Origin of the sequence: Rubripirellula obstinata, from assembly GCF_001642955.1 — a bacterium.
Taxonomy (GTDB): Bacteria; Planctomycetota; Planctomycetia; order Pirellulales; family Pirellulaceae; genus Rubripirellula; species Rubripirellula obstinata.
The window spans coordinates 1-20,884 of record NZ_LWSK01000099.1 but is presented as its reverse complement, the minus strand read 5'-3'; the positions used below and the strand labels follow the sequence as shown (position 1 = coordinate 20,884).

At 55.2% G+C, this 20,884-nt stretch carries 14 protein-coding genes; 3 read left to right on the top strand and 11 right to left on the bottom strand.

The window, feature by feature from the left end:
• Positions 1 to 181 precede the first annotated feature (181 nt).
• Entirely contained in the window at positions 182 to 1,432 is a 1,251-nt protein-coding gene (locus RC85_RS19395) for a nucleoside monophosphate kinase (protein ID WP_084422852.1), read from the bottom strand.
• 146 nt (positions 1,433 to 1,578) lie between these two features.
• Here RC85_RS19395 and ligA point away from each other — a divergent pair, with 146 nt between their 5' ends.
• Entirely contained in the window at positions 1,579 to 3,663 is a 2,085-nt protein-coding gene (gene ligA / locus RC85_RS19390) for an NAD-dependent DNA ligase LigA (RefSeq protein ID WP_068265854.1), read from the top strand.
• A gap of 313 nt (positions 3,664 to 3,976) precedes the next feature.
• On the opposite strand, the gene RC85_RS19385 is transcribed toward ligA, so the two are convergent.
• The 7 genes from RC85_RS19385 to RC85_RS19350 all read right to left on the bottom strand — a co-directional run bounded on the left by RC85_RS19385 (position 3,977) and on the right by RC85_RS19350 (position 14,722).
• Positions 3,977 to 6,493, bottom strand: coding sequence for a serine/threonine protein kinase (locus tag RC85_RS19385; protein WP_068265852.1), 2,517 nt, complete (start codon positions 6,491 to 6,493; stop codon positions 3,977 to 3,979).
• A 3-nt stretch (positions 6,494 to 6,496) separates the two neighbouring features.
• The gene (locus tag RC85_RS19380; protein WP_068265850.1) at positions 6,497 to 7,144 is read right to left on the bottom strand and encodes a sigma-70 family RNA polymerase sigma factor; all 648 of its coding nucleotides are present in this window, start codon (positions 7,142 to 7,144) and stop codon (positions 6,497 to 6,499) included.
• Positions 7,145 to 7,457: 313 nt separating this feature from the next.
• On the bottom strand, positions 7,458 to 8,372 hold the full coding sequence (locus tag RC85_RS19375) for a histone deacetylase family protein (RefSeq protein WP_068265848.1): 915 nt from the start codon (positions 8,370 to 8,372) through the stop codon (positions 7,458 to 7,460).
• Between the two features lie 555 nt (positions 8,373 to 8,927).
• Entirely contained in the window at positions 8,928 to 9,956 is a 1,029-nt protein-coding gene (locus RC85_RS19370; protein WP_068265846.1) for a hypothetical protein, read from the bottom strand.
• Between the two features lie 308 nt (positions 9,957 to 10,264).
• Positions 10,265 to 11,557, bottom strand: a complete 1,293-nt coding sequence (locus tag RC85_RS19365) for a hypothetical protein (protein ID WP_149752510.1) — start codon at positions 11,555 to 11,557, stop codon at positions 10,265 to 10,267.
• Positions 11,558 to 11,949: 392 nt separating this feature from the next.
• Positions 11,950 to 13,488: a carboxypeptidase M32 gene (locus tag RC85_RS19355; RefSeq protein ID WP_068265840.1), complete on the bottom strand. Its 1,539-nt coding sequence runs from the start codon at positions 13,486 to 13,488 to the stop codon at positions 11,950 to 11,952.
• Between the two features lie 172 nt (positions 13,489 to 13,660).
• On the bottom strand, positions 13,661 to 14,722 hold the full coding sequence (locus tag RC85_RS19350; RefSeq protein WP_068265838.1) for a sigma-70 family RNA polymerase sigma factor: 1,062 nt from the start codon (positions 14,720 to 14,722) through the stop codon (positions 13,661 to 13,663).
• 266 nt (positions 14,723 to 14,988) lie between these two features.
• Between RC85_RS19350 and RC85_RS19345 the strand changes: the two genes are divergently transcribed.
• Positions 14,989 to 15,870 carry a cobalamin B12-binding domain-containing protein gene (locus RC85_RS19345; protein WP_068265859.1) on the top strand — a complete coding sequence of 294 codons (882 nt, stop codon included), beginning with the start codon at positions 14,989 to 14,991 and terminating at the stop codon, positions 15,868 to 15,870.
• Positions 15,871 to 15,995: 125 nt separating this feature from the next.
• Here RC85_RS19345 and rsmH read toward each other — a convergent pair whose 3' ends face one another.
• The 3 genes from rsmH to RC85_RS19330 all read right to left on the bottom strand — a co-directional run bounded on the left by rsmH (position 15,996) and on the right by RC85_RS19330 (position 19,096).
• Positions 15,996 to 17,009 carry a 16S rRNA (cytosine(1402)-N(4))-methyltransferase RsmH gene (rsmH, locus tag RC85_RS19340; RefSeq protein WP_068265836.1) on the bottom strand — a complete coding sequence of 338 codons (1,014 nt, stop codon included), beginning with the start codon at positions 17,007 to 17,009 and terminating at the stop codon, positions 15,996 to 15,998.
• The gene (locus RC85_RS19335; RefSeq protein WP_068265834.1) at positions 17,002 to 17,943 is read right to left on the bottom strand and encodes a sugar phosphate isomerase/epimerase family protein; all 942 of its coding nucleotides are present in this window, start codon (positions 17,941 to 17,943) and stop codon (positions 17,002 to 17,004) included. Before RC85_RS19335 ends, rsmH begins: the two co-directional genes overlap by 8 nt.
• A gap of 184 nt (positions 17,944 to 18,127) precedes the next feature.
• Positions 18,128 to 19,096: a cytochrome c gene (locus RC85_RS19330; RefSeq protein WP_068265832.1), complete on the bottom strand. Its 969-nt coding sequence runs from the start codon at positions 19,094 to 19,096 to the stop codon at positions 18,128 to 18,130.
• A gap of 277 nt (positions 19,097 to 19,373) precedes the next feature.
• Between RC85_RS19330 and RC85_RS19325 the strand changes: the two genes are divergently transcribed.
• A complete protein-coding gene (locus tag RC85_RS19325) occupies positions 19,374 to 20,516 on the top strand; it encodes a M24 family metallopeptidase (RefSeq protein ID WP_068265830.1) in 1,143 nt (380 codons plus the stop codon).
• Positions 20,517 to 20,884 lie beyond the last annotated feature (368 nt).

The following is a 20,884-nucleotide window of genomic DNA, read 5'->3' as shown; positions in this document are numbered from 1 at the left end:
AATGTTTCACAGAAAGTAGGCCGTAGCGAGCCATAGCGAGTTACGGCGGTGCGCAAATTGCCGTAACTCGCTTTGGCTCGCTACGGCCTACATACTTGCGATCAGGAGAATGTGCCGTTGCCACAATGTTTCACAGCTCACAACAGCCTGCCCAGCTAATCGCTAACAGCTAATCACTCCCCTAGCCCCGTCGAATGATGCTGCCTTTGAACAGGATTCGAATTCGGTAGACCTTCTTTTGGTTGTATTCGATGTCACCGGTTTTCAAATCGAAACGAATCGGCACGTTGTGGCGTGTCAAATCGACGCTGGCTTGGAACCCGCGTTCGGAAAATACGTCGATCAACATTGCCAACGCGTCGGGTTCTTCCCAAATCGGATCTTCGGAATTGATGTTGGCGTAACCGGAAATGGCGTGACGTAGAACGATCGGCATCATCTTTAGCTCGATCAGATCGACGACCTGATGGAACACACCCGGCTGCTCCATTTCGTATTGATCCAACCGGCGAACGAGGTCACGCCGCGCGTGCTGGACAATCTCGCTGGCCAACTTGATCTTTCGCAGTGTGTGAAACGTCTTTGGATCCAATTCCAACGAACTCTGGTATTCCAATTCGTCCAGAATGTTCGCCTGCACCACATCGAGCGACGCTTGCGCGTTGATGAAGTGGTAGTGAAAAATCTGCTTCAGCGAAACCAGCGCGTCGTAGGTCTTCTCTTTGAAAACGCGGTAACGGTTTCGAGCAAGATCTTCGTTAAAATCGGTCGGACGTTCTTCCCACAATTGCCCGACGCCAGTTTTATTGACCTCTTCATTGTGGGCGATCGTTTGCCGGCCACGTTTCAATTGCCGCGCGATCGCTTCGGCTTCGTCAACGAACAACACCATGATATGAAAGGTGGGTTGCTTGAAGTGAACCAATTCGGGTGAATCAGCATACTCGCGACGCAATTGGATCATCGCGTCGTACAGCATTTTCAAACACTCGACCTGCACCTTCGTCCGCGGGAACCCGTCCAAGATCGCTCCGTCGCGATGTTCGGGCTGCAACAGCTTTTGAAAGACCAGTTTGACGACTTCGCGGTCGCCAACCATGCCGCCGCTTGCCTTGATCGCCTGAGCCTCCGGTGTATCCAGTAGCTCGCTGACGACGATCGGTGCAGCCGAAATGTCACGAACTTGACGGATGAAGTCGGTGTTGGTTCCCTTACCCGAACCGGGCGCACCACCCAACAAGATCAGTTCTTTGGGGAAACGCATATTAGGGCGTCCCAATTCGGCTTCCAGTTCCTTCCACGCTGAATTAAAGATCAACTGCGCATCCTTGACCTCCAGGTCCATGGAAACGTCTACTTTTTTCAGATGGCTGGGGTTTAAGTCTGGCACGAGATCACGGGAATAGGCGGTCGTTCTTTGGGAAGCAAACATGGTAATCTAATCATTGCGACCACATTTTTGTAGCCGCCGTGCTGCCCCGTTATCCCTTGTGTTTGGTCCCTCAATTTCATTAAACCGGCCCAACCTGATTCATCCATACGACCCGACCACCGTCCGTCTTTCCCGCGATTCGCATCATGCCCTCAGATTCCGACCAACCATCGTCCAAGCCTGCCCAGCGAATCGAAGAACTACGTCGCGAAATCCGGCGGCTCGATCATCTCTACTACATCGAAGCCACTCCGGCGGTTTCTGACCTGGAATATGACCGGTTGCTCGGCGAACTGAAACAGTTGGAAGACCAGCATCCGCAACTCCAGTCGCCCGATTCGCCGACCATGCGTGTTGGCGACGCACCGGTTGCCCACCTGAATCAAGTTTCGCATTCGGTGCCGATGTTGTCGATCGACAACACCTACAGCCGCGAAGAATTGACCGCCTACTTTGACCGTACCGAAAAACTGCTTCGCGAAACCAGTACCGATGACGAGCCCATTGAATGGGTGATGGAATACAAAATCGACGGAGTCGCGGCATCAATTCGTTACGAGTCCGGCACGATGCAAATGGCACTGACGCGTGGCAACGGATCGGTGGGCGATGACATCACGCATAACATTCGCACGATTCGCGACTTGCCGCTAAAGACCGCGACCGACGACGCGCCGGCGATTTTGGAAGTGCGTGGCGAAGTCTACATGACCAATTCAGACTTGGCCGATTTGAATCTGCGGACCACGGCCGATGGCGGCGAAGCCTACAAGAACACTCGCAACGTGACCGCCGGCACGATCCGTTTGCTGGATCCCGCGATCGCGGCCGAGCGGAACCTGCGTTTCTTTTGTCATGGCGTAGGTGAAACGCAAGGCCTAAAGGCAACCAACCACATCGAGTTTCTTGACGAAGTCGGTGCGTTGGGCATTCCACCGACACCGCATGTGCAACTGTTGAAAAATTCCAAGGCGGCACTCGATGCGGTGGCGTTATTAGAAGAAGAGATGCCGGACTTGCCGTTCGAGGTTGATGGCATCGTGTTTAAGGTCAACGATTTTGCGCAGCGTGAAAAACTGGGCATCCGCAGCAAGAGTCCGCGCTGGTTGATCGCCTACAAGTTTGAACGCTACGAAGCAGTCACAAAACTGGAATCGATTTCGGTTCAGGTGGGAAAAACCGGCACGATCACCCCGGTCGCCCACCTGACGCCAGTGGACATTGCCGACACGACGGTGTCCCGAGCGTCGCTGCACAATGCGGACGAGATCGAGCGGTTGGACGTTCGTGAGGGCGACACGGTCGTCGTTGAAAAAGCGGGGAAGATCATCCCCAAGGTCGTGCGAGTCGAAAAGCACTTTCGCAAAGGCGACCCGCCGAAGTGGGAATTTCCAACCCAGTGTCCTCAGTGCAACACGCCACTGGTTCGCGACGAAGGCGGCGTCTATATCCGTTGTCCCAGCCCGTCCTGTCCCGCTCAACTACGCCAGCGTTTGATCTATTTCGGCAGCCGTCCAGGGATGGATATTGACGGTTTGGGCGAAGAGGTGGTTGATCTGTTGATTAGCCATGACTTGGTTCGCGGGTACGCTGATTTGTACCGTTTGACGTCGCAACAAGTCAGCGATTTGGTCTGGCCCAAAAAACGCAAAGGCAAGGACGGTGCGATGATCGAGGTTGCGTTCGGCAACGCGAACGCTGAAAAGCTGATCAAAGGCATCGACGAAAGTCGCAGTCGTGGTCTGGCACGCGTGTTGTCGTCGATCAGCATTCGCCATGTCGGCCCAAGAGTCGCATCGGTGCTGACGCAGGAATATGGTTCCGTGCCAGAACTATCCAATGCATCGGTAGAAGACCTGGCCGAGGTTCACGAGATCGGCGAAGCGATCGCGATCAGTGTCCACGAATTTTTCGCCAGCGATTTCGGTCGCGAGTTGATGATGCAGTTCGCCGACGCAGGCGTCAAACTGACGGAGCCCAAAGCAGAACGTCCCGACGACGGCCACCCAATCGCGGGCAAAGCGATCGTGGTTACCGGAACGCTAAAGCACTACAAACGCGACGAGATCAAAAAACTAATTCAAAGCTTCGGTGGCCGAGCGTCAGGAAGCATCAGCAAGAAGACGGATTACCTGGTCGCCGGCGAGAAGGCGGGCAGTAAGCTTGCCAAGGCGAAGGAATTGGGGGTCAAGGTTTTGACTGAGGATGAGTTTAAGGCGATGGTGGAGTGAGCGCTGGTCTAAGGAACGTCGGGATCATAGAGGCTGGAAATGACGATTGACAAATAATTAATGAAAAATCCAGCGTAACAAAATTTGTCATTAGTTATTTGTCAATCGTCATTTGTCATCTATTCTCCCCCATGATGACTGAGTAGCCACGATCACAGGCTGGAAGCCTATGCCACCTATTGTTCCGCCGTTTCCGCAGGCAAAAATGACAAATGACAAATGACAGATGACAAATGAGGATTGACAAATAATTAATGAGAAATCCAGCGTGACAAAATTTGTCATTAGTTATTTGTCAATCGTCATTTGTCATCTATTCGCCCCCATGATGGCTCCACCAAACCTTCGCTTGATCGACCGACCAATCGTGATCCAAACGCAAGCGGTCGATCTCGCGTGCCAATTCGGCGACGGTCTTGTAGCGGTCTTCCACCTTCTTTGCCATGCACTTCATTACCATCGCCGACACCTCGGCTGCGATCTCCTCGCCGCGGTGGATTGCGATACCGATGGGCTGTTCGCTTAGGATTAAACTGAACAGCGATTCGGGTTGCGATTCAATGAACGGTGGTCGGCCGGCCAACAGGTAGTAGGCGATGCAGCCGATCGAGTACAGATCGCTGCGTGGGTCCAACTTTGTCGGTTCGCGGAAACGTTCCGGTGCCATGTACATCGGTGTGCCGGACCAAATTGTTTCGGACGTTTGATAGACGTTTGCGTCCGGTTCCAATGGCTTTGCTAATCCGTAATCAAACACGACCACCCAATCGCCGACCGACGGATCCAACGACAGCATCACGTTTTGCGGCTTGATGTCGCGGTGCAGCAAGTTCATGCCGTGTGCTTCGGCCAGCGCGTCGCAGATTTGTCTTAGGATCGTCAGCACACGTCCGACTGGTTGGTAACCGCCGCGGGCGACGACTTCTTGCAACGTCAATCCTTGCAACAACTGCATCACACAGAACGCTTCGCCTTGTGGGCTGTGTCCGTAATCGTAAATCATCACGCTGTGCGGATTCTTCAGCGACGCCGCCAACTTGGCTTCGCGGTCAAACCTCTTTCGATCATCTTCGCTGTGACGATCGCCTCGTAAAAGTTTTAGCGCCACATCGCGTCCCAATTGAAGGTGACGGCCGCGGTAAACCACGCCCATTCCGCCGCTGCCCAATTCGCTGAGCACTTCGTAGCGAGACAGTGGGTGGATCGCGGCGTGTTCGGCGGTGGACGTTCGGGCCAATTTTGCCGCGGCCAAAAACGCGGTCACCGACAACAGGCTGCCCAGTAACAAGAAACTGAATCGGACCAACCGAGAGGGACCGAACGCGACCGCTGCATCCTGTTCAACGATGATGCCGATCTGCCAAGGCGACAACCAACGCCAAGCCCCGACGACTTGTTCACCGGCATAATTGACGTAGGGAACCGTGCGAACATCCTGCATCTCGCTAGTGGCACCGGCGACCGCAACGGTGACCGGACAAACGCTACGACGAACATCGATCGAATTCGCCGCCTCTGAATCCTCAGCATCCTGATGGTCAAATTTGTAGGAGGCAATTTTAAATCCAGGATCCGAAACTCGCAGGTTCGCGGCGATTTCGTCGGACGCATAATCGAAGCGAAATTGAGTCGCCATTGCCACCGCAACCGGACTCTTTGTCACCATCAATCCGTCGCGGTTGATCGCATACGCGTCCAGCGATGACCCGATGCAAATGCGTCGAAAAATACTGTCAAACTGTTCGAACGTCTGCAGTCCTCTGACCAACATCGCAGCTACAATTCGGCCATCGTCGCCTTCGATGGGGACAATCACCGCCATGACGGGCCCCTTGGTTTCAGGCACAAAGCCGTTGCTATGGTTCGTCAAACGTTCGGGGCCAAAGATCACAGTCTCGCCCGCCATCACGCGAGCCAGATTTGCTGCGCCCGACGGATGCACCGGACTGCCCACGTCCGCTCGATCGCTTTGCCAGCTAGCCAGGATCCGAAACGATTGATTCCAGACGACAAACTTGACGTCTTCGCTGCCCGATAGCCTTCGCAATTGTTCATGGATCCGGTCAATCTGTTTGGCAGTTCGCATCGTTTCGATCGGCGGGTCCGTCCGCGATAGCTCTACCAATTCGTTGACCGATTGATTCAGCAAAGGTTGTCTGGCCCAGGATTCGACCAGTTTTGCTTCGTCGGTCAGAAAGCGATCGGTCGTGACCTGCAAGTGATCCACCGCACTGGCCAGCGTCGCTTCGATCGAACTCTGCATCGCCGCGTCAACGCCGCGGTAGGTCCACCATCCGATCAACGCGGTCGGCAACAGAGCCGCCAACCAAAACCATCGAGACGTTCGTCGCCGACTTTGCCGAGTGCGTTCGGCCCAGATCGGCATCGTTGTTGATGAAGCTTTGTTCGGTCGCGGAGTGTCGTTGTAACGCGGAGATGCGTGGGTGCGCAATGCGCCTTGTTGAGTGATCAGGCCGTTTCGCGTCGACGATTTCTGTCGCGATGATCCGCCAACTTTCGGCGTCGCCAGGCTGGAGTCGATCGCTGACCCGGTGCTTGTAACGTTCTTGTTGAATGAGCTTGATGAGTTTGTGTCAGACGCAGAAGCGGAAGCATCGGGACGTGCATCGGGAACGTTGACCGGTTGAGCACATTCGCCTTCGACCTGCGCGGCCTGCGGATCGTGTTCGGCTAATAGCGACACGACTTCTTCCAACAATTCCACGTCGCCGGCCGTCTGCACTTGCAGAAAAGCTTCCTGTTGCCCCGGAGGCAATTCTTCGACCGCTAGGAAAAGTTCGCGGATGCGATTGTATCTCGCCGCGTCCACTCCTTACGCTTCCTCTGACGGTGGACTATCCCCGGACAGGGAATGATCGCCGATCGGGCCTTCTTCGCGGCGTAATTCGCGCCGCATCCAAGCTCGCGACATCGCCCATTCTTTTTCGACGGTGCGTAGGCCCAAGTTCATTTCGGTGGAGATTTCTCGCATCGTCATGCCGCCAAAAAATCGATACTCAACAATCTTGGCTTGCCGAGGATTCAACTTCGCGAGTGATTCCAGAAGATCATCGAGTGCGACGACGTCGTTGTCATCACTGAGCTGGAAAGTGAACTCATCGTTGAGCTGTTTTCGCTCCCAACCGCCGCCGCGTTTGAGCGAACGGACTTTGCGAGCGTGATCGACCAGGATTCGTCGCATCACGGTCGCACCGATGGCGAAGAAGTGAGTCTTGCCTTGCCAGTTGATCCGCGACTGGTCCACCATTCGCACATAGGCTTGGTGGACGAGCGAGGATGAGCTGAGCCGATTTCGCATCGGTTCATTCTTCAGAAACCGACCTGCCAAACGACACAGGTCGTCGTACATCAACGTAAAGAGTTTGTCGGTGTCCTTTTCGCCGCCACTGACCTGCTTGCCATCACTCCTCCGCTGTTTCCCTTCAACGCTGCGTGATAGCAGTTCGGTAATGGAAGTCATGGCACTTTCGCCAAAAAGGCGGTATCGAAAGGTTGGGGTGCCTGGGGAATGGGCATCGCCTCGATGTCTATCCTAGTCGAATAACCGTCAAAGGTGAAACCGGTCAGCCCCCAACGCCGTGAAGGGTTTCTAACTCGTTTAACCGCGTGGGCATCGCCCCGCGCGTCCATGCGGGGCGAAACGCGCGGGGCGATGCCCACGCGGTTAAACGAACTAACCCGTATTTTCTGGGACCAAAACTCTGCAAGGCGTTAAGTGAGCCCCCAAGGGAAGGCAGTATTGAACGGAGCGAATTACGGCCACAGCCATCGTGCTACTTTGCTTGGCGTTTCCGAGCGAATTGGCTTGCCAGATCGACTGTCGCGGCGTGAATCTGCACGATTTCGGCGACGTTTTCTGCGTATCCGCCAGCCATGGCGACGGCGACGGGAGTCTGGTTTTGCTGACACCATTGAAAAACCGCCTGATCCCGCCGTTTCAGGCCCTCCATTGTCAGTTTCAATCTGCCCAACCGGTCGCCCAAGTATGGATCAGCGCCGGCCAAAAAGATTGCCAAATCTATCGGCCCGGCTTCGGACACTTTGGTCAACGAATCGGACAACGCCGACAGATAGCCAGCGTCGTCGGTGCCATCGGGCAAGGCGACGTCCAGGTCGCTGGCGGTTTTACGCGACGGGAAATTCTTTTCGCCATGAATCGACAAGGTGAACACAGACGCGTCGTCCTGAAAGATCTCGGCCGTTCCGTTGCCTTGGTGAACGTCCAAGTCGATCACGCACGCTCGCTGAATGGTTCCCGCTGTCTGCAGTGAACGAATCGCGACCGCTGCATCATTGAACACGCAATACCCTTCGCCAGCATCCTTCATCGCATGATGCGTGCCCCCGGCCAGGTTGACGGAAACGCCATCCGCCAAAGCCGCCAACGACGCCGCCATCGTTGCACCGGTACTGCGCCGCGATCGCTGGACCATTTTTGGTGACCAGGGAAATCCGATCCGACGTACTTCCGCGGCCGACAGTTTTCCCTGACTGACCGCGGCCACGTATCGCGGCGAATGACATCGCAGCAAATCTTCGTCCGTCGCCGCCTTGGGCACCACCAACACATCGCCGCGAAGACGATCACTTTCGACAACCGCTTTCCGCAACAACCGATACTTCGACATCGGAAATCGATGTCCGTCGGGCAGCGGAAGCTCGAAGTGGTCGGTGTAGTAGATTTTCATGAATAGAAGAGATTTGTCATTAGATATTTTTCAATTGTCAATTGTCATTTCTAAGTCCAACTCTTCGCTGCCGGGCACTGCCCATCGCCGTGAAGAGTTTTGGTCCCCGGAAAATACGGATGAGTTCGTTTAGCCGCGTGGGCATCGCCCCGCGCGTTTCGTTCCGGGTGGACGCGCGGGGCGATGCCCACGCGGTTAAACAATTTAGAAACCCTTCACGGCGTTGGGCGTTGCTTACGCGGCTGGTTGTCAAAAAAATGACAAATGACAAATGACAAATGACAAATGACTAATGACAAATGACTAATGACTAATGACTAATGACTAATGACTAATGACTAATGACTAATGACTAATGACTAATGACTAATGACTAATGACTAATGACTAATGACTAATGACTAATGACTAATGACTAATGACTAACGACTAAGGAACGTGCGACTTTTTATAGTCGCCTTTCGCTCCGCGAAAGCAGCGGATTCGCTACTTTCGCGGAGCGAAAGGCGACTATAATTTCCCGCTCGTTTCTAACGACAAATTAAAAAGCCTCCACTATCTCCCCAACCAACCGCGCATCCCATCCCACGCCTTTCCGATCATCCGTCCACTCAGTAATTCGACGGTCCAGGTTTCTCGTTCGGAGTCGAAGTTTTGCCAGACGGCGTCAATGTACGGTGCTGACGAGGTGGACAAGGTTGCGTAGAGACCGTGCTCGTTAATTTCAGCTAACGCGCCGGAATAATGATCAGTAATGTGTTCGTCGAACATGTTGCCTGCGACGCGGACGGTTGACAGAGCGCCGCGAGTCGTCAAGTTGACGCGGTTCATCGCAAACATCGTCATCGTTGTACTGACGTCCCAAAGGCTGGCGTCGGCTTCGGTCGCAGCTCCCTCCATTTCCGTCCACATACGACCGATTTCGGACTGGGGCAACAACCGGCTCGGGTCCACTTTGCCGATTTCTTCGGACAACTCCGCGATCGTTTGCCGCAAGCCGTCAATACTGAACGGCGGCACCTCCATCGCATCGCTTGCACGATCGGACGTGTTTTTCAAAGCGTCAATCAGGTCCGATGCGTGCGCGATCGTGGACGTTTCATCGATCACACCTTCGCGACGCAATTCCTCGCTCAACTTTTCAAGATAGTGGCCTGACCCGTAAGCCAGATCGTTGAACAACGCCAGCACCGTCATCGGCGACAAGTGCAACGTCGCCGCGCCGGCAATGTCCAGTAACCCGCCAACCGCCTTTTGCGCCAGTTTCGCGTCCTGGTCCTTTTCAACGTCAGTCAAATTAAGATTCGTCACGCCGCCGACATCGTGAACCATCATGTCGAGCGATTGCTGGATGAAAACGTTGTAACTCCGCGAAGACCGGAACGCCGCAGGAATCAAACGGTCCGCCGTTTCGCCAATCAAACCACCCACGATCGCCGAAGCACTTCGAGCGGTACGTTCGGGCAACGAGATTCCGTACAACAGCGTGTCGACGAGCGACCCTGAACCGACGGAAGGATCGATTGCAGGTTCGTCTGGTTCGGCTGGTTCGTCTGGTTCGGCTGGTTCGTTGATCTCATCCATTACTCACGGTCTCCATTTTCGACTTTCGGTCCTCAGAGTTACCTAAATTGTTTAACCGCGTGGGCATCGCCCCGCGCGTCGTGCTTACCCGAACGCGCGGGGCGATGCCCACGCGGCTAAACGAACTCATCCGTATTTTCCCTCTTCACGGCGTTGCGAACTGCCCGTAGCTGGTCCCGCCAGGGTTCAGTCGAGCTTGACCCGATCATGGACTGAACGTGGACTGAACGTGGACTGAACGTGGACTGTCCCATGGCGGGATCAGCTACGATTTGCGAACAACCTCTCACCACGGCCTACTTGTCTTGTCACTGCTCAATCGGTTCGACGGCAATTAATTTGATCGGCTTTCCGGCTTTTGCGATTTGTCCGAGCGCGATGATGCGTCCCGCGGGCAAATCGGAATCGAACTGGACCGCCAAACCTCGGTTATCGCCAAAGTCGATTCGCTGAGCACCCTTGGATTTTTGTGACTCACCGATCAGCAGAATTCCGTTCGTCTTTCGGCTCTTAACGCCCGGCCATCGCGGTCCGACGTCCGAGTACATGGATGATAGTTTTTTTGACGATCCAATGGCCTTCATAAGATCGACGACGGATTCATGACTTGCCGTGTCGTCGTCAAGCATCGCCGCGACTTCTGCGACCTTGCGATAAGCGTCTTGAAAGACTCGTTTGTCAATCGCATCAACTTCAAACAAGCCGACCGCTTCGGCGACCGAATCACTCGCACTTGAAATCGCTCTGCCCAGCTCGGGTGAAAGTAAGGGTGGTTGATCAGCCGGTTTTTCAGTCACGACGGGTTCAGGATTCTGCAGCGTTTCGGGGACAAGCGTTTCGGGGACAACGAATGGCGATTTCTCTGGCTTGGCATTCATGATGCCGCCGCCGGTGGGCAATTCGGTCACGCTCGCGGAGTCTTGGATTTCCGACAGAGCATTCTGTGCCGAGTCCAACTCTGAAACTTCATCGACAGCAGGTGCGATCACGCGAGAAGGCGGCGGCGTCCGGGTCGAGGAACCGGACGAAGCATTCGATGGTCCACGAGCGACCATGTCGGGGCGCGGCGGAGCGGTAATGACTCGGTTTTGACGAACACCGGTTCCGTCACCTTGGAACGGAAAGAATCCCAAATCGATTGGCAACGGACGCCCAAGTACAGACAAGATTGCTGCCGCGATCGGAATCGCCATCACGCCGCCCAACGCCATCTTGATCACGCCCCCAATTCCCGACCCCTTTTTCGATCCCGCCCGTCCCCGCGATCCACCGGCCGGCCTCGCCACCGGTGCAATCGCTGGTCCTGCGTCCTGGATTGGATCCGCTAATTGGTACTCGTCAGGATCGGCCTGTTCTCCGAAGGGCTCAAACGCTGAAAACTCTTCGCCGTCCACTGCCGCGACCGAACTATCAACGGCTGCGTCATCCATCCCAATGATTTCCAGCATCGGCGGCAAACAGGACACGACTTCCGAAACTGAAAGCGTTTCAAGACACCAGGGGCATCGAACGGATCCGCCCGACGCTGTTCCGCCACCGATCGTCAAGGTTTCAGGAACCCGTACGTTTTCATCGCACCGCGGGCAGGCTATCACGCTCATGAATCAGCTTCTAAAAAGTGGAAGAGTTGCTTTACAGGATTGTAGCAAGAATGCGGCACTTCCTGGTGACGGTGAAAAGTTCGCACCAGTCAAAAGCTGTTTTAAAGCGATCTCGAACGTCGCCGGCAACCTGCCCGTAGCTGATCCCGCCAGGGTTCAGTCGAGCATAGCCTGATCGTGGACTGATCATGCACTGAACCCTGGCGGGATCAGCTACGGGTTAATGCGCAACGCCGTGAAAAGTTTTGGTCCCGGAAAACACGTGTTAGTTCGTTTAGCCACGTGGGCATCGCCCCGCGCGTTCGAGCCAGCACGACGCGCGGGGCGATGCCCACGCGGTTAAACAAGTTAGAACCCCTTCACGGCGTTGGGTAATGCGGTCTCTCGGAGTCCTAAACCAACCCGTACAACGGACTCAACTTTAATGTCAGATAATTCATCAGCGGTTTGGCGGACAAAGGCTTACCGGTGACTTTCTTGATCAATTGGTCACTCGAATAGCAACGTCCACTTTCATGGACGTTGGTTCGTAACCAATCCGCCAGCGGGCCGAAGTCGCCGCGGCTGATTTGGTCGGGCAAGTCACCGATCGATTGCTCGGCTGCTTCATACAACTGAGCCGACGCCAAGTTGCCGAGCGTGTAAGTCGGAAAATACCCGATCAAACCGGCCGACCAATGAACGTCCTGCAACACTCCGTCCGCATCCGATGGCGGCGTGATGCCCAGGTCACTTTCGTAGCGGGCGTTCCAAGCGTCTGGCAAATCCGCGACTTCGATGTGCCGCTCGATCAACTGTCGTTCCAGGTCAAACCGAATCAAAATGTGCAAGTTGTACGTCGCCTCGTCCGCTTCCACGCGAATCAGACTCGGGCGAATCGTGTTGACCGCGTGGTAGAACGAATCCAGCCCGACGTCATCGATCGATGGCTCAAACGCTGCCTTGGCATCGTCGAGCAACCATGTCCAAAATTCACGACTGCGGCCGACTTGGTTTTCCCACAAACGCGACTGTGATTCGTGCATGCCCAACGATACGTAAGATCCAGGCGGCAGGCCAAACCAATCGGCCCGCAACCCTTGTTCGTACATTCCATGCCCGGCTTCGTGCAAGGTTCCAAACAAACCACCGGGCAACCAATGCTGTTCAAACCGAGTCAGAATGCGAATGTCGTTTGGTCCAAGCGTCGTGCAGAACGGATGCGAAGTCTCATCGAGTCGCCCGCGTTGGAAATCAAATCCAATCGCAGCGGAAACCTTCTTGCTGAACTCACGTTGAGCGTCGATAGGAAAAGACCGCTGCAGGATCGACACGTCACTTTGCTTGGGCGCGTCCTTGATCGCGGCGATCAGTTCGACCAATGGGCCGCGCAGCGAATCGAACGTCGCCTGCAACTGATCGACTCTTGCGCCCGGTTCGTATTCGTCCAACAAGGCTTCGTAACAAGATCGATCGGTCCCGTCGCTGATGCAGTCGCCTGCTTCGCGTTTCAGCTTCACAATGTCGATCAACGAATCACGGAAAAGCGAGAAATCATCGGCCTTGCGAGCCGCTTCCCATTTCTGTTGCCCACGCACCGTCGCCATCGAAGTCGCTCGCACCAAATCCGCTGGCAATCGGCGATTACGATCATAATCGCGATGCAGTTCGATCACGGTTGCGGCGACGTCGCTATGCGGATCAGCATCTTTTACCGTTTCCGCCAACTGGATTAACCGATCGCCGTAACTCGACGCAGTTCGCTTGGCATGGACTTCACCACGCAGCATCGACACTTGGTCGGCCCGGTAATCACCGGCCTTGGTCGGCAAACCAGTTTGCCCGTCCCATTCCATCGTGTCCGCGATTGTCTGCAACAACATCGCCTCGCGAGCGTCGTCGCAAACAGAGTCGAAAAGAGTTTGGTCTGCTTCGTTTAGGATCGTTGTCATGCCCAAAAACTAACGCGATGTCGCGTTGTTTGGTAGGCCGTAGCGAGTGGGCTCGCCCAACAGTTGGCTGACTAAGAAACGAGCGGGAAATTATAGTCGCCTTTCGCTCCGCGAAAGTAGCGAATCCGCTGCTTTCGCGGAGCGAAAGGCGACTATAAAAAGTCGCACGTTCCTAACTCAATTCGGCGAATTGTGGATCGCCGGCCATTTGCTGCATCTTTTCCATCGCACGTCGTTCCAACTGACGCACTCGTTCCTTGGAAATTCCCAATCGATCGGCCAGCGATTGCAGCGTGTGGACGCGGCGATGCGAACCGAGTGCAAAACGGGCACGGATGATGAACTTTTCGCGGCGGTCCAGGTCGCTCAACATCACTGCCAAACGAGCCCGCAATTCGTGCCAACGCTTTTCGCTGATCGCGCTGCTACGCTCTTCCTCGGCGACTTCGATTTCCATGTCTTGAAGACCACCGATCGTCTTCTGGCGGTCTTCTTGGTTGGTGACGACGGTGCGGTAGGAATTTCGGCGGACGACTTGAGTCGCATAGGTACTGAAACGAAAACCGCGGTCGTAATCAAACTTCTCGACCGCTCGCATCAGCCCGACAATTCCATCGCTGAGTAGATCGTCGAAGGTGTTGTTCAGGTTGACGAACTTCTTGACGATTGAAAAAACCAAACGCAAATTCGCTTCCACGATTCGATCACGATGCCATTCGGCCAACGCGACCAACTGCTCGATAAGTTCTAAGCGGATTCGCGACGGGCGGTTCGGATTCAACAAACTGCGATGCACGGATGCTTGGTGAAACAGAAAATTCATTCGGCGAAACAAAATGACTTCCTGTTCGGGCTTCAGCAGCGGTGCTTCGCAAAGACGGCTGAAGTGGATCGGCAAATCGATGCCGCTCTTTCGGATCGCGGCGATTCCGAGTTCGCTCTGACGGCCGGCCAACCCCAGCGTGTCACCGAAAATTTGGTTTCCGATGCCGGATGCCGAGAATTCAGCGTTACTGATGAAGCCCAGTTCTCGTTTCAACCACGCTTTCGTCAGTGCTCGCAGCGTGTCGGAATCGGCTGAGGAAAGGTCGGGCAGGTGAGAAGCGATCTCGTCGTTCGCTTCCGACAGTTCTTTGGACCGAATCCAAGCCGGGAATTTCGCTGGAACCTGGGACGCTGTCACCGTGGGCGAGTTGGGCTCGATATTCGACTTCGCAGACTTTGCAGCAACCATGGGGACAATCCGATTTGAGTGTGTTTCGACAGTGTTTTTGGTGTTAGTTCACAAGGTGAACGTTTTCGGCTCCCAAAACGTTCACTTGAGTTATAGCGGGGCGGTCCAGGCTCGACAATCGTTTTTGTCGAAAAAAGCGTGCTTTATTTTAAATTCCCTGAATTTCGTGCATCGACTTGCCAGAGAAACTATACTTTCACACATACGAAACGTTCAAAACGTTCACGTTGAACGTTTTTGAACCACCTTTTGGATTGAAATCGATCATGGCAACTGAGGCAGTTCATTATTCGCCCAAGCAGGTCGCCAGCGCATTGGCCGCAAGTGAATCGTCGGTCAAGCGTTGGTGCGACCGGGGCATCATCCCGACCGTGCGAACTCATGGCGGCCATCGCCGCATTTCGCTGGACGGTTTGCGTGCGTTTACTGCGGCGACCGGGAAAGAGTTGGTGGATCCGCAGGTGTTGGGTCTGCCGCAATTGTTTTGTGACCGAAAGGTGGACGTGCCCGGTGCCGGCGACCCGTGTCAATCAGGATTCCGCAAGGCGTTGGCTGTTGGCGACGAAGCAACGTGTCGTAACTTGCTGTTTCAAAAAGTCGATTCCAGTTCGCGTCGTTCTTTGACGGCGGCCGCATTGATCTGCGACGCGATGCAGGGAATCGGTGACGCTTGGGATTGCAAGGAATTGGATCCCTACCAAGAACGGCGTGCGTGCGACATTTGCATCCGGCTGATCAACGAACTTCGGTCAACCTTGCCATCGATCTCTGATGACGCTCCGGTCGCCATCGGCGGCGGACTGTGCGGCGATCCTTATCAATTGCCGACGGCGCTGGTGGAATTAACGCTGCGAGAACAAGGCTGGAATGCGATCAGCATCGGGACCGATTTGCCGGCGGAAAGTTTCCTGCAGGCCGCTCATGATTTTCGTCCGCGGATGGTTTGGTTGAGCGTGTCGGCGATCAGCCATCCAGATGATTTTGTCGTCCAACAAAATCGTTTGGCGGATGGCCTGGGTGAAGGAGTTGCGTTGGTCGTCGGCGGCCGAGCGTTGTCGGATGCGATCCGCCCACAACTGAAGTACACCGCATTCTGCGATAGCTTGCAGCATTTGGACGATTTGGCAACGATGATCGCAGGCGCGTAAGCGTTCTCTGAAATCACAACCCGAACGCGTAAGGACCGTCGATACAATTAGTGGCGGGAAAATTGGTAGCGAAAGTCGCCAAGACTTTCGGTTTGTCGAGTTGCCGAAACTCTTGGCGAGTTTCGCTACGACACGTATTGGTTTGTCGGGTTGCTTGTTCGCTGCGCGACTCGCAATTTCGCGCTTCTTGCCCGTGGGTTTCGGCGGACTTCTTCGTCCGTGGGACGCAGAGGTTTTTTTGTCAGGACTTCCCATCGCTCGTCGTCGCGGAAAGCGTTCTTGGTGATCCGATCTTCCAACGAGTGGAAACTGATGACCGCCAAACGACCGCCAGGTGAAAACCAGTCGGCGGCTTTGGAAAGCGTTCGCGTTAGGATTCCCAGTTCATCGTTGACGGCGATGCGCAGCGCTTGAAACGTCCGCGTCGCAGGATGGATGTCGTGGTTTTTGCTGCGCGGGACGCAGCGGCGGCACACGTCCACCAACTGCGACACCGTTTGTACTGCATTCTCTTTGCGTCGCCGGGCAATGATCTCGCGAGCGATCCGGCGGCTGTATCGTTCTTCGCCAAATTGGTAGATCGCGTCGGCGATTTCGTGCTCCTTCTTCCACGCCAACCAATCCGACGCCGGGTGTCCGTTTTCGGGATCGAAACGCAGGTCCAACGGTCCGTCTTCAGTGAAACTGAATCCGCGATCACGATCGGCAAGCTGGTCACTGGATAAACCCAGATCCAAAACCATCGCATCAATGGCGGTGACTTCCATGGCGGCCATCGCCTTGGGAATCTGTTCGTAGCTGCCCAAGAAAACTGAAATTCGCGGGTCCAATTCCTGTTTTCCGACCCTGTTTTCGACCCTCTCGCTGACCGCCGGATCACGATCCAGGCCAATGATCAGGCCGCTGGCGTCGGGTTTTGCTGCGTCGAACTTTGGGATCGATGGCAGCAGCAATTCGCTGTGCCCGCCGCCGCCGTAGGTGCCATCGACGATGACTCTGGGGTTGATTTCAGAAAGCCAATGAACGATTTCGTCTGGCATGACCGAGACGTGACAAGATTCGGTCAACGCTGTCTCTTCATTCGACGCTGTTTCTTCATTCGACGCTGTTTCTTCATTGGACGCTGTTTCTTCATTCAACACGGGCAAGACTTTGGCTGCAAAGAAGGTGAGTTTCCAGGTTTTTGGAAATCTCGGTGAGTCTGGAAATATGACTCGGCCCGAACTCCGCAGCAACCCAACCGCTGAAATTGATCTCGTGAAGCGCATCAACCACCGACGCCCAATCGATATCGCCTTCGCCGATTTTGGTGAACGATTCTTGTGATCGCGAATAACCTTTGGCGTCCAGTTTCTTGATCCGCGGACCCAACGTGCGGATCCAACCAGCGGGATCACCAAACTTTGCCACGTTGCCGATGTCGAACTGAACGCCGACCCACGGCGAATCGAAACGGTCTATGAATTCCGCCAACGCGTCGGCCGTTTGGTCTTGCCCGCCCGCGGCGTCGTAGAACATTCGATTGTGGACATTTTCAATCAGGATCGAGACCTTGTTTTGCTCGGCGACCGGCAACGCGGCTTCGACGGCTTCTTGCGCCCGTTGCAGGATTCGTTCTTCCTTGCCGTCGTTTCCGTGGCCTGGCACGATCAGCATTGAATCGCCACCCATTTCGCCGGTTTGTTTGATTCCGGTTTTCAGATTCGCCAGAGCCTGCTTGCGGACATCGCGATCCGAATCCGTGTGGCGTTGTTTCCAGTGATAGTTGCCGACTGAGCCGTCGATGATCAATCCAGTTTCGCGTGACGCCGCGATCGCCTCGGTGACGTTATCAAGCGGCACGAGCATTTCGACGCCATCAAAGCCGGCTGTCTTGGCTTCGGCAAAATGTTCCGCCAGCGTTTTTTTCTCGGCGTATCGCTGGTCGTAAAACATGTTCGATTTGAACGATTTTCGCAGCCACGGTTTCGCAGCGTCTGCGTCGGTTTCAGCGTGAACTGTCGACGACGATGCGACCAGGCAAGCGGCGGACGAGGCGGCGATAAATTGGCGGCGGTTCGGTTGAGCGGTCATCCGCGAATCCTTTGGTAGGGGATTGGTTGGTAACTAAATCGGGATTGATGATTACATGCGGCCTGCTCGCCCGTGTGAGCCGCGACGCGTAAGCGGCCGGGCCAACGAGCACTTGTGAGCCGCGACGCGTAAGCGGCCGGGCCATCGAGCACTGCGTTCAGCCTCACAGCCAGCCGCACACGTTCTAACGATATTCGGCGTGACATGCATCGCAGCGGGATCGGATGGTGCTGATTCCTTGTCGGACGTTTTCAAAATCGGTTCGTTCCAATGCCATCACCACGTTGCGGGCGGCGTCGGACATTGAATGGCTGAGTTCGTCGTAATCTTCATCGCCGGAACCATCGATTCCGTCTTTGGTGAGCACATGTCCCAGCATCGCCAACAACTCGGCTCGGCGGCGGATATCGCTTTGGTTCGACTGGATTGTCTTCGCATCGCGGCCATCGTCTTCCAGCTTTTCGATCAGCATTTCTGCGTACTCCATCAGCGGCGATCGATCGGCGACGCCGGACCAGTCCTCGGTCGGTTCGCCTCGTCGGCCAGCCAACCCGGTGCCCGAAACCAGATCCCGCAGGTCGCCCTTTCGCAGTTTGGCTTCGTTGTAGACCTGCGTCGAACCGGCTTTGCAGTTTGATGCGGTGCGGCCAAGCAAATCTCGCGCGGCATCGGCGTGCGATTTCCAACGCACCTGTTCGCCGTATTCGGCAATCACGCCGAACAGGGTCGCCAGGATCGTCAATTCCAGCCGCGCCGACAGGTAACCGCCGCTGTTGAATCGGCCCGGCGTCGTGATCAGGGCGTCGTATCGCAACCGCACTTGTTTGATTTCGTCTTCGATCGAAGCGGCGGAGATCAGCGTCGTCCAGAGGTCTGAACCTGAATCGCCACCCGAGTTGGATTTGGACTGATTCGCGATCGCTGTCGTTTGGGCAGCTTTACTGGCGCTGCGAATTGACGACAAGGTTGGACGTTCGCCCTGGAATGCGTCCGAGAGATTCTCGAAGAAGATCCCGCGAATTTGTTCCGCGGAAACGTCCGGCACCGGTGCGCGGCGGTTCTGTGCGGACGCAATTCCGGTCAAGGTAAACAGGGTCAAGGCAACGACGATGACGAGTCGGGTTGCGATAACAAAGTGTTGATGAGTCTTCATGGATTCATTGTAGGGTGTTTCCTGCCGCTGACGCCACTATCATGTGGGCTTGTTTGGTTAGGGGTTACGGTTTGTGTTTGTGGGGATTGTGGGGTGTTGGGTTTAACGTGACGCACGGCGGGGGGCCGCCATGCTACTTTTGCAGTTCGGGAGTAGCATGGCGGCCCTCCGCCGTGGTTGATGTTGCGGACACACGGCGGGGGGCATGGGGTGTTGGGGCTAACATGACGTTTATTCTTTATTTGACAGCGACATTTTTTTACTGCGACATGCGACTATGAAAGTACATCACGCCCGGATTATGGCAGGTTATGCCGCCAGCAATGCATCGCTTTTGCGTCGGTTGGGGGTCGCTCTTGGTGACCCGGCGGCTTGGATCAAATTGGATGATCGCAAAATTGCGTTGGTGCGTGATTTGGAAATGGACCGAGTCCGTGCAGCCAGTAACGCTGACAAGGTGACGTGCCCAGCGAAACATGCCCCGCCAACGGGCCTGAGTGTTGATCGCGAAACGGCGACCGCCGAAGCCGCGACTCAGATTTTTCGTGCCGCGAAGGTCGAAGTCGTGACCACCGATCGGACTCTGCCGTTCATCTTTGCTTGGCATCTGCAGCAGGCTGAAATCATCGTCAAGTACGACGACGATTACGGCGTGATCGATCGTCGCAGTAAAACCGAACACGAAATCGAGTACCTAAAAACCGCTCAGGGGTACACCGAAACCGTCATGCGAACGGTCCTGGAAATGATTGCCAGCGCGGACACGGATGACGAGGGCCAATTGGTTCATCAAGGCGAGGTGATGACCAGCGAATCGGTCAAGCAGTTTGCGGCGGTCGAATTTTTGAAACTGGGGTGCAACTTGCTGCACGGAGCGATCGTGGCAACCGCACCGGAAGTCGCCGATTGCCATCACTCTGGAACCGGGCCGCTTCGCAGCGGAACGCCGATCATTGTCGATCTGTTTCCTCGCGTTGACGCGACAAGATACTGGGGCGATTGCACTCGAACCGTCGTCCATGGCGATGTTCCTGAAACGGTCGGTCGCATGCACGCCGCCGTGGTCGAAGCCAAGAAAGCAGCGATCGATGAACTGGTCGCGGGCAACACGGCGGACGCGGTTCACAAAGCGTCGGACCAAAAACTGATCGACCACGGTTTTGAAATTAGCCGCGGCACGATCACGGACGAACCGAGTATCCAGCACGGAACGGGGCACGGGATCGGTCTGGAATTGCACGAACCGATTTTGTTGGATTACGGCGGCGGCGAAATGCTGGCCGGCGAAGTCTTCACGGTCGAGCCGGGTTTGTATGGCCGGAAAACTGGCGGTGTGCGGATTGAGGACATGTTGGTGGTGACTGAGTCAAAACCGATCAGTTTGAACTCGCTGCCGGACGGTTTGGATTGGCGGAAGTAGCCGTCGTTTACCCAAACATCACATCTTTCCAAAGAGCCATATTTCTTTCTCCCAAAGAACGGTTACGGTGTACATTCCATTAGCGGTTCACCACCGGAATGCCCAATGCCGTAAGGGTTTTGGTCAACACTTACCAGTTCGTTTAGCCGCGTGGGCATCGCCCCGCGCGTTTCGGGACAGTACGACGCGCGGGGCGATGCCCACGCGATTAAACAGTTCAGTACGACGCGCGGGGCGATGCCTGGGCTGATGAAAATGTTTGCGTGGAGGGAAACTGGACGACTTTGGGGGTTTGTGGCTGACCGGCCTCGGTGTTGATTGCAAATTGCAAAATGAACACTGAAAAATGTAAATTGACCAGCAAATAC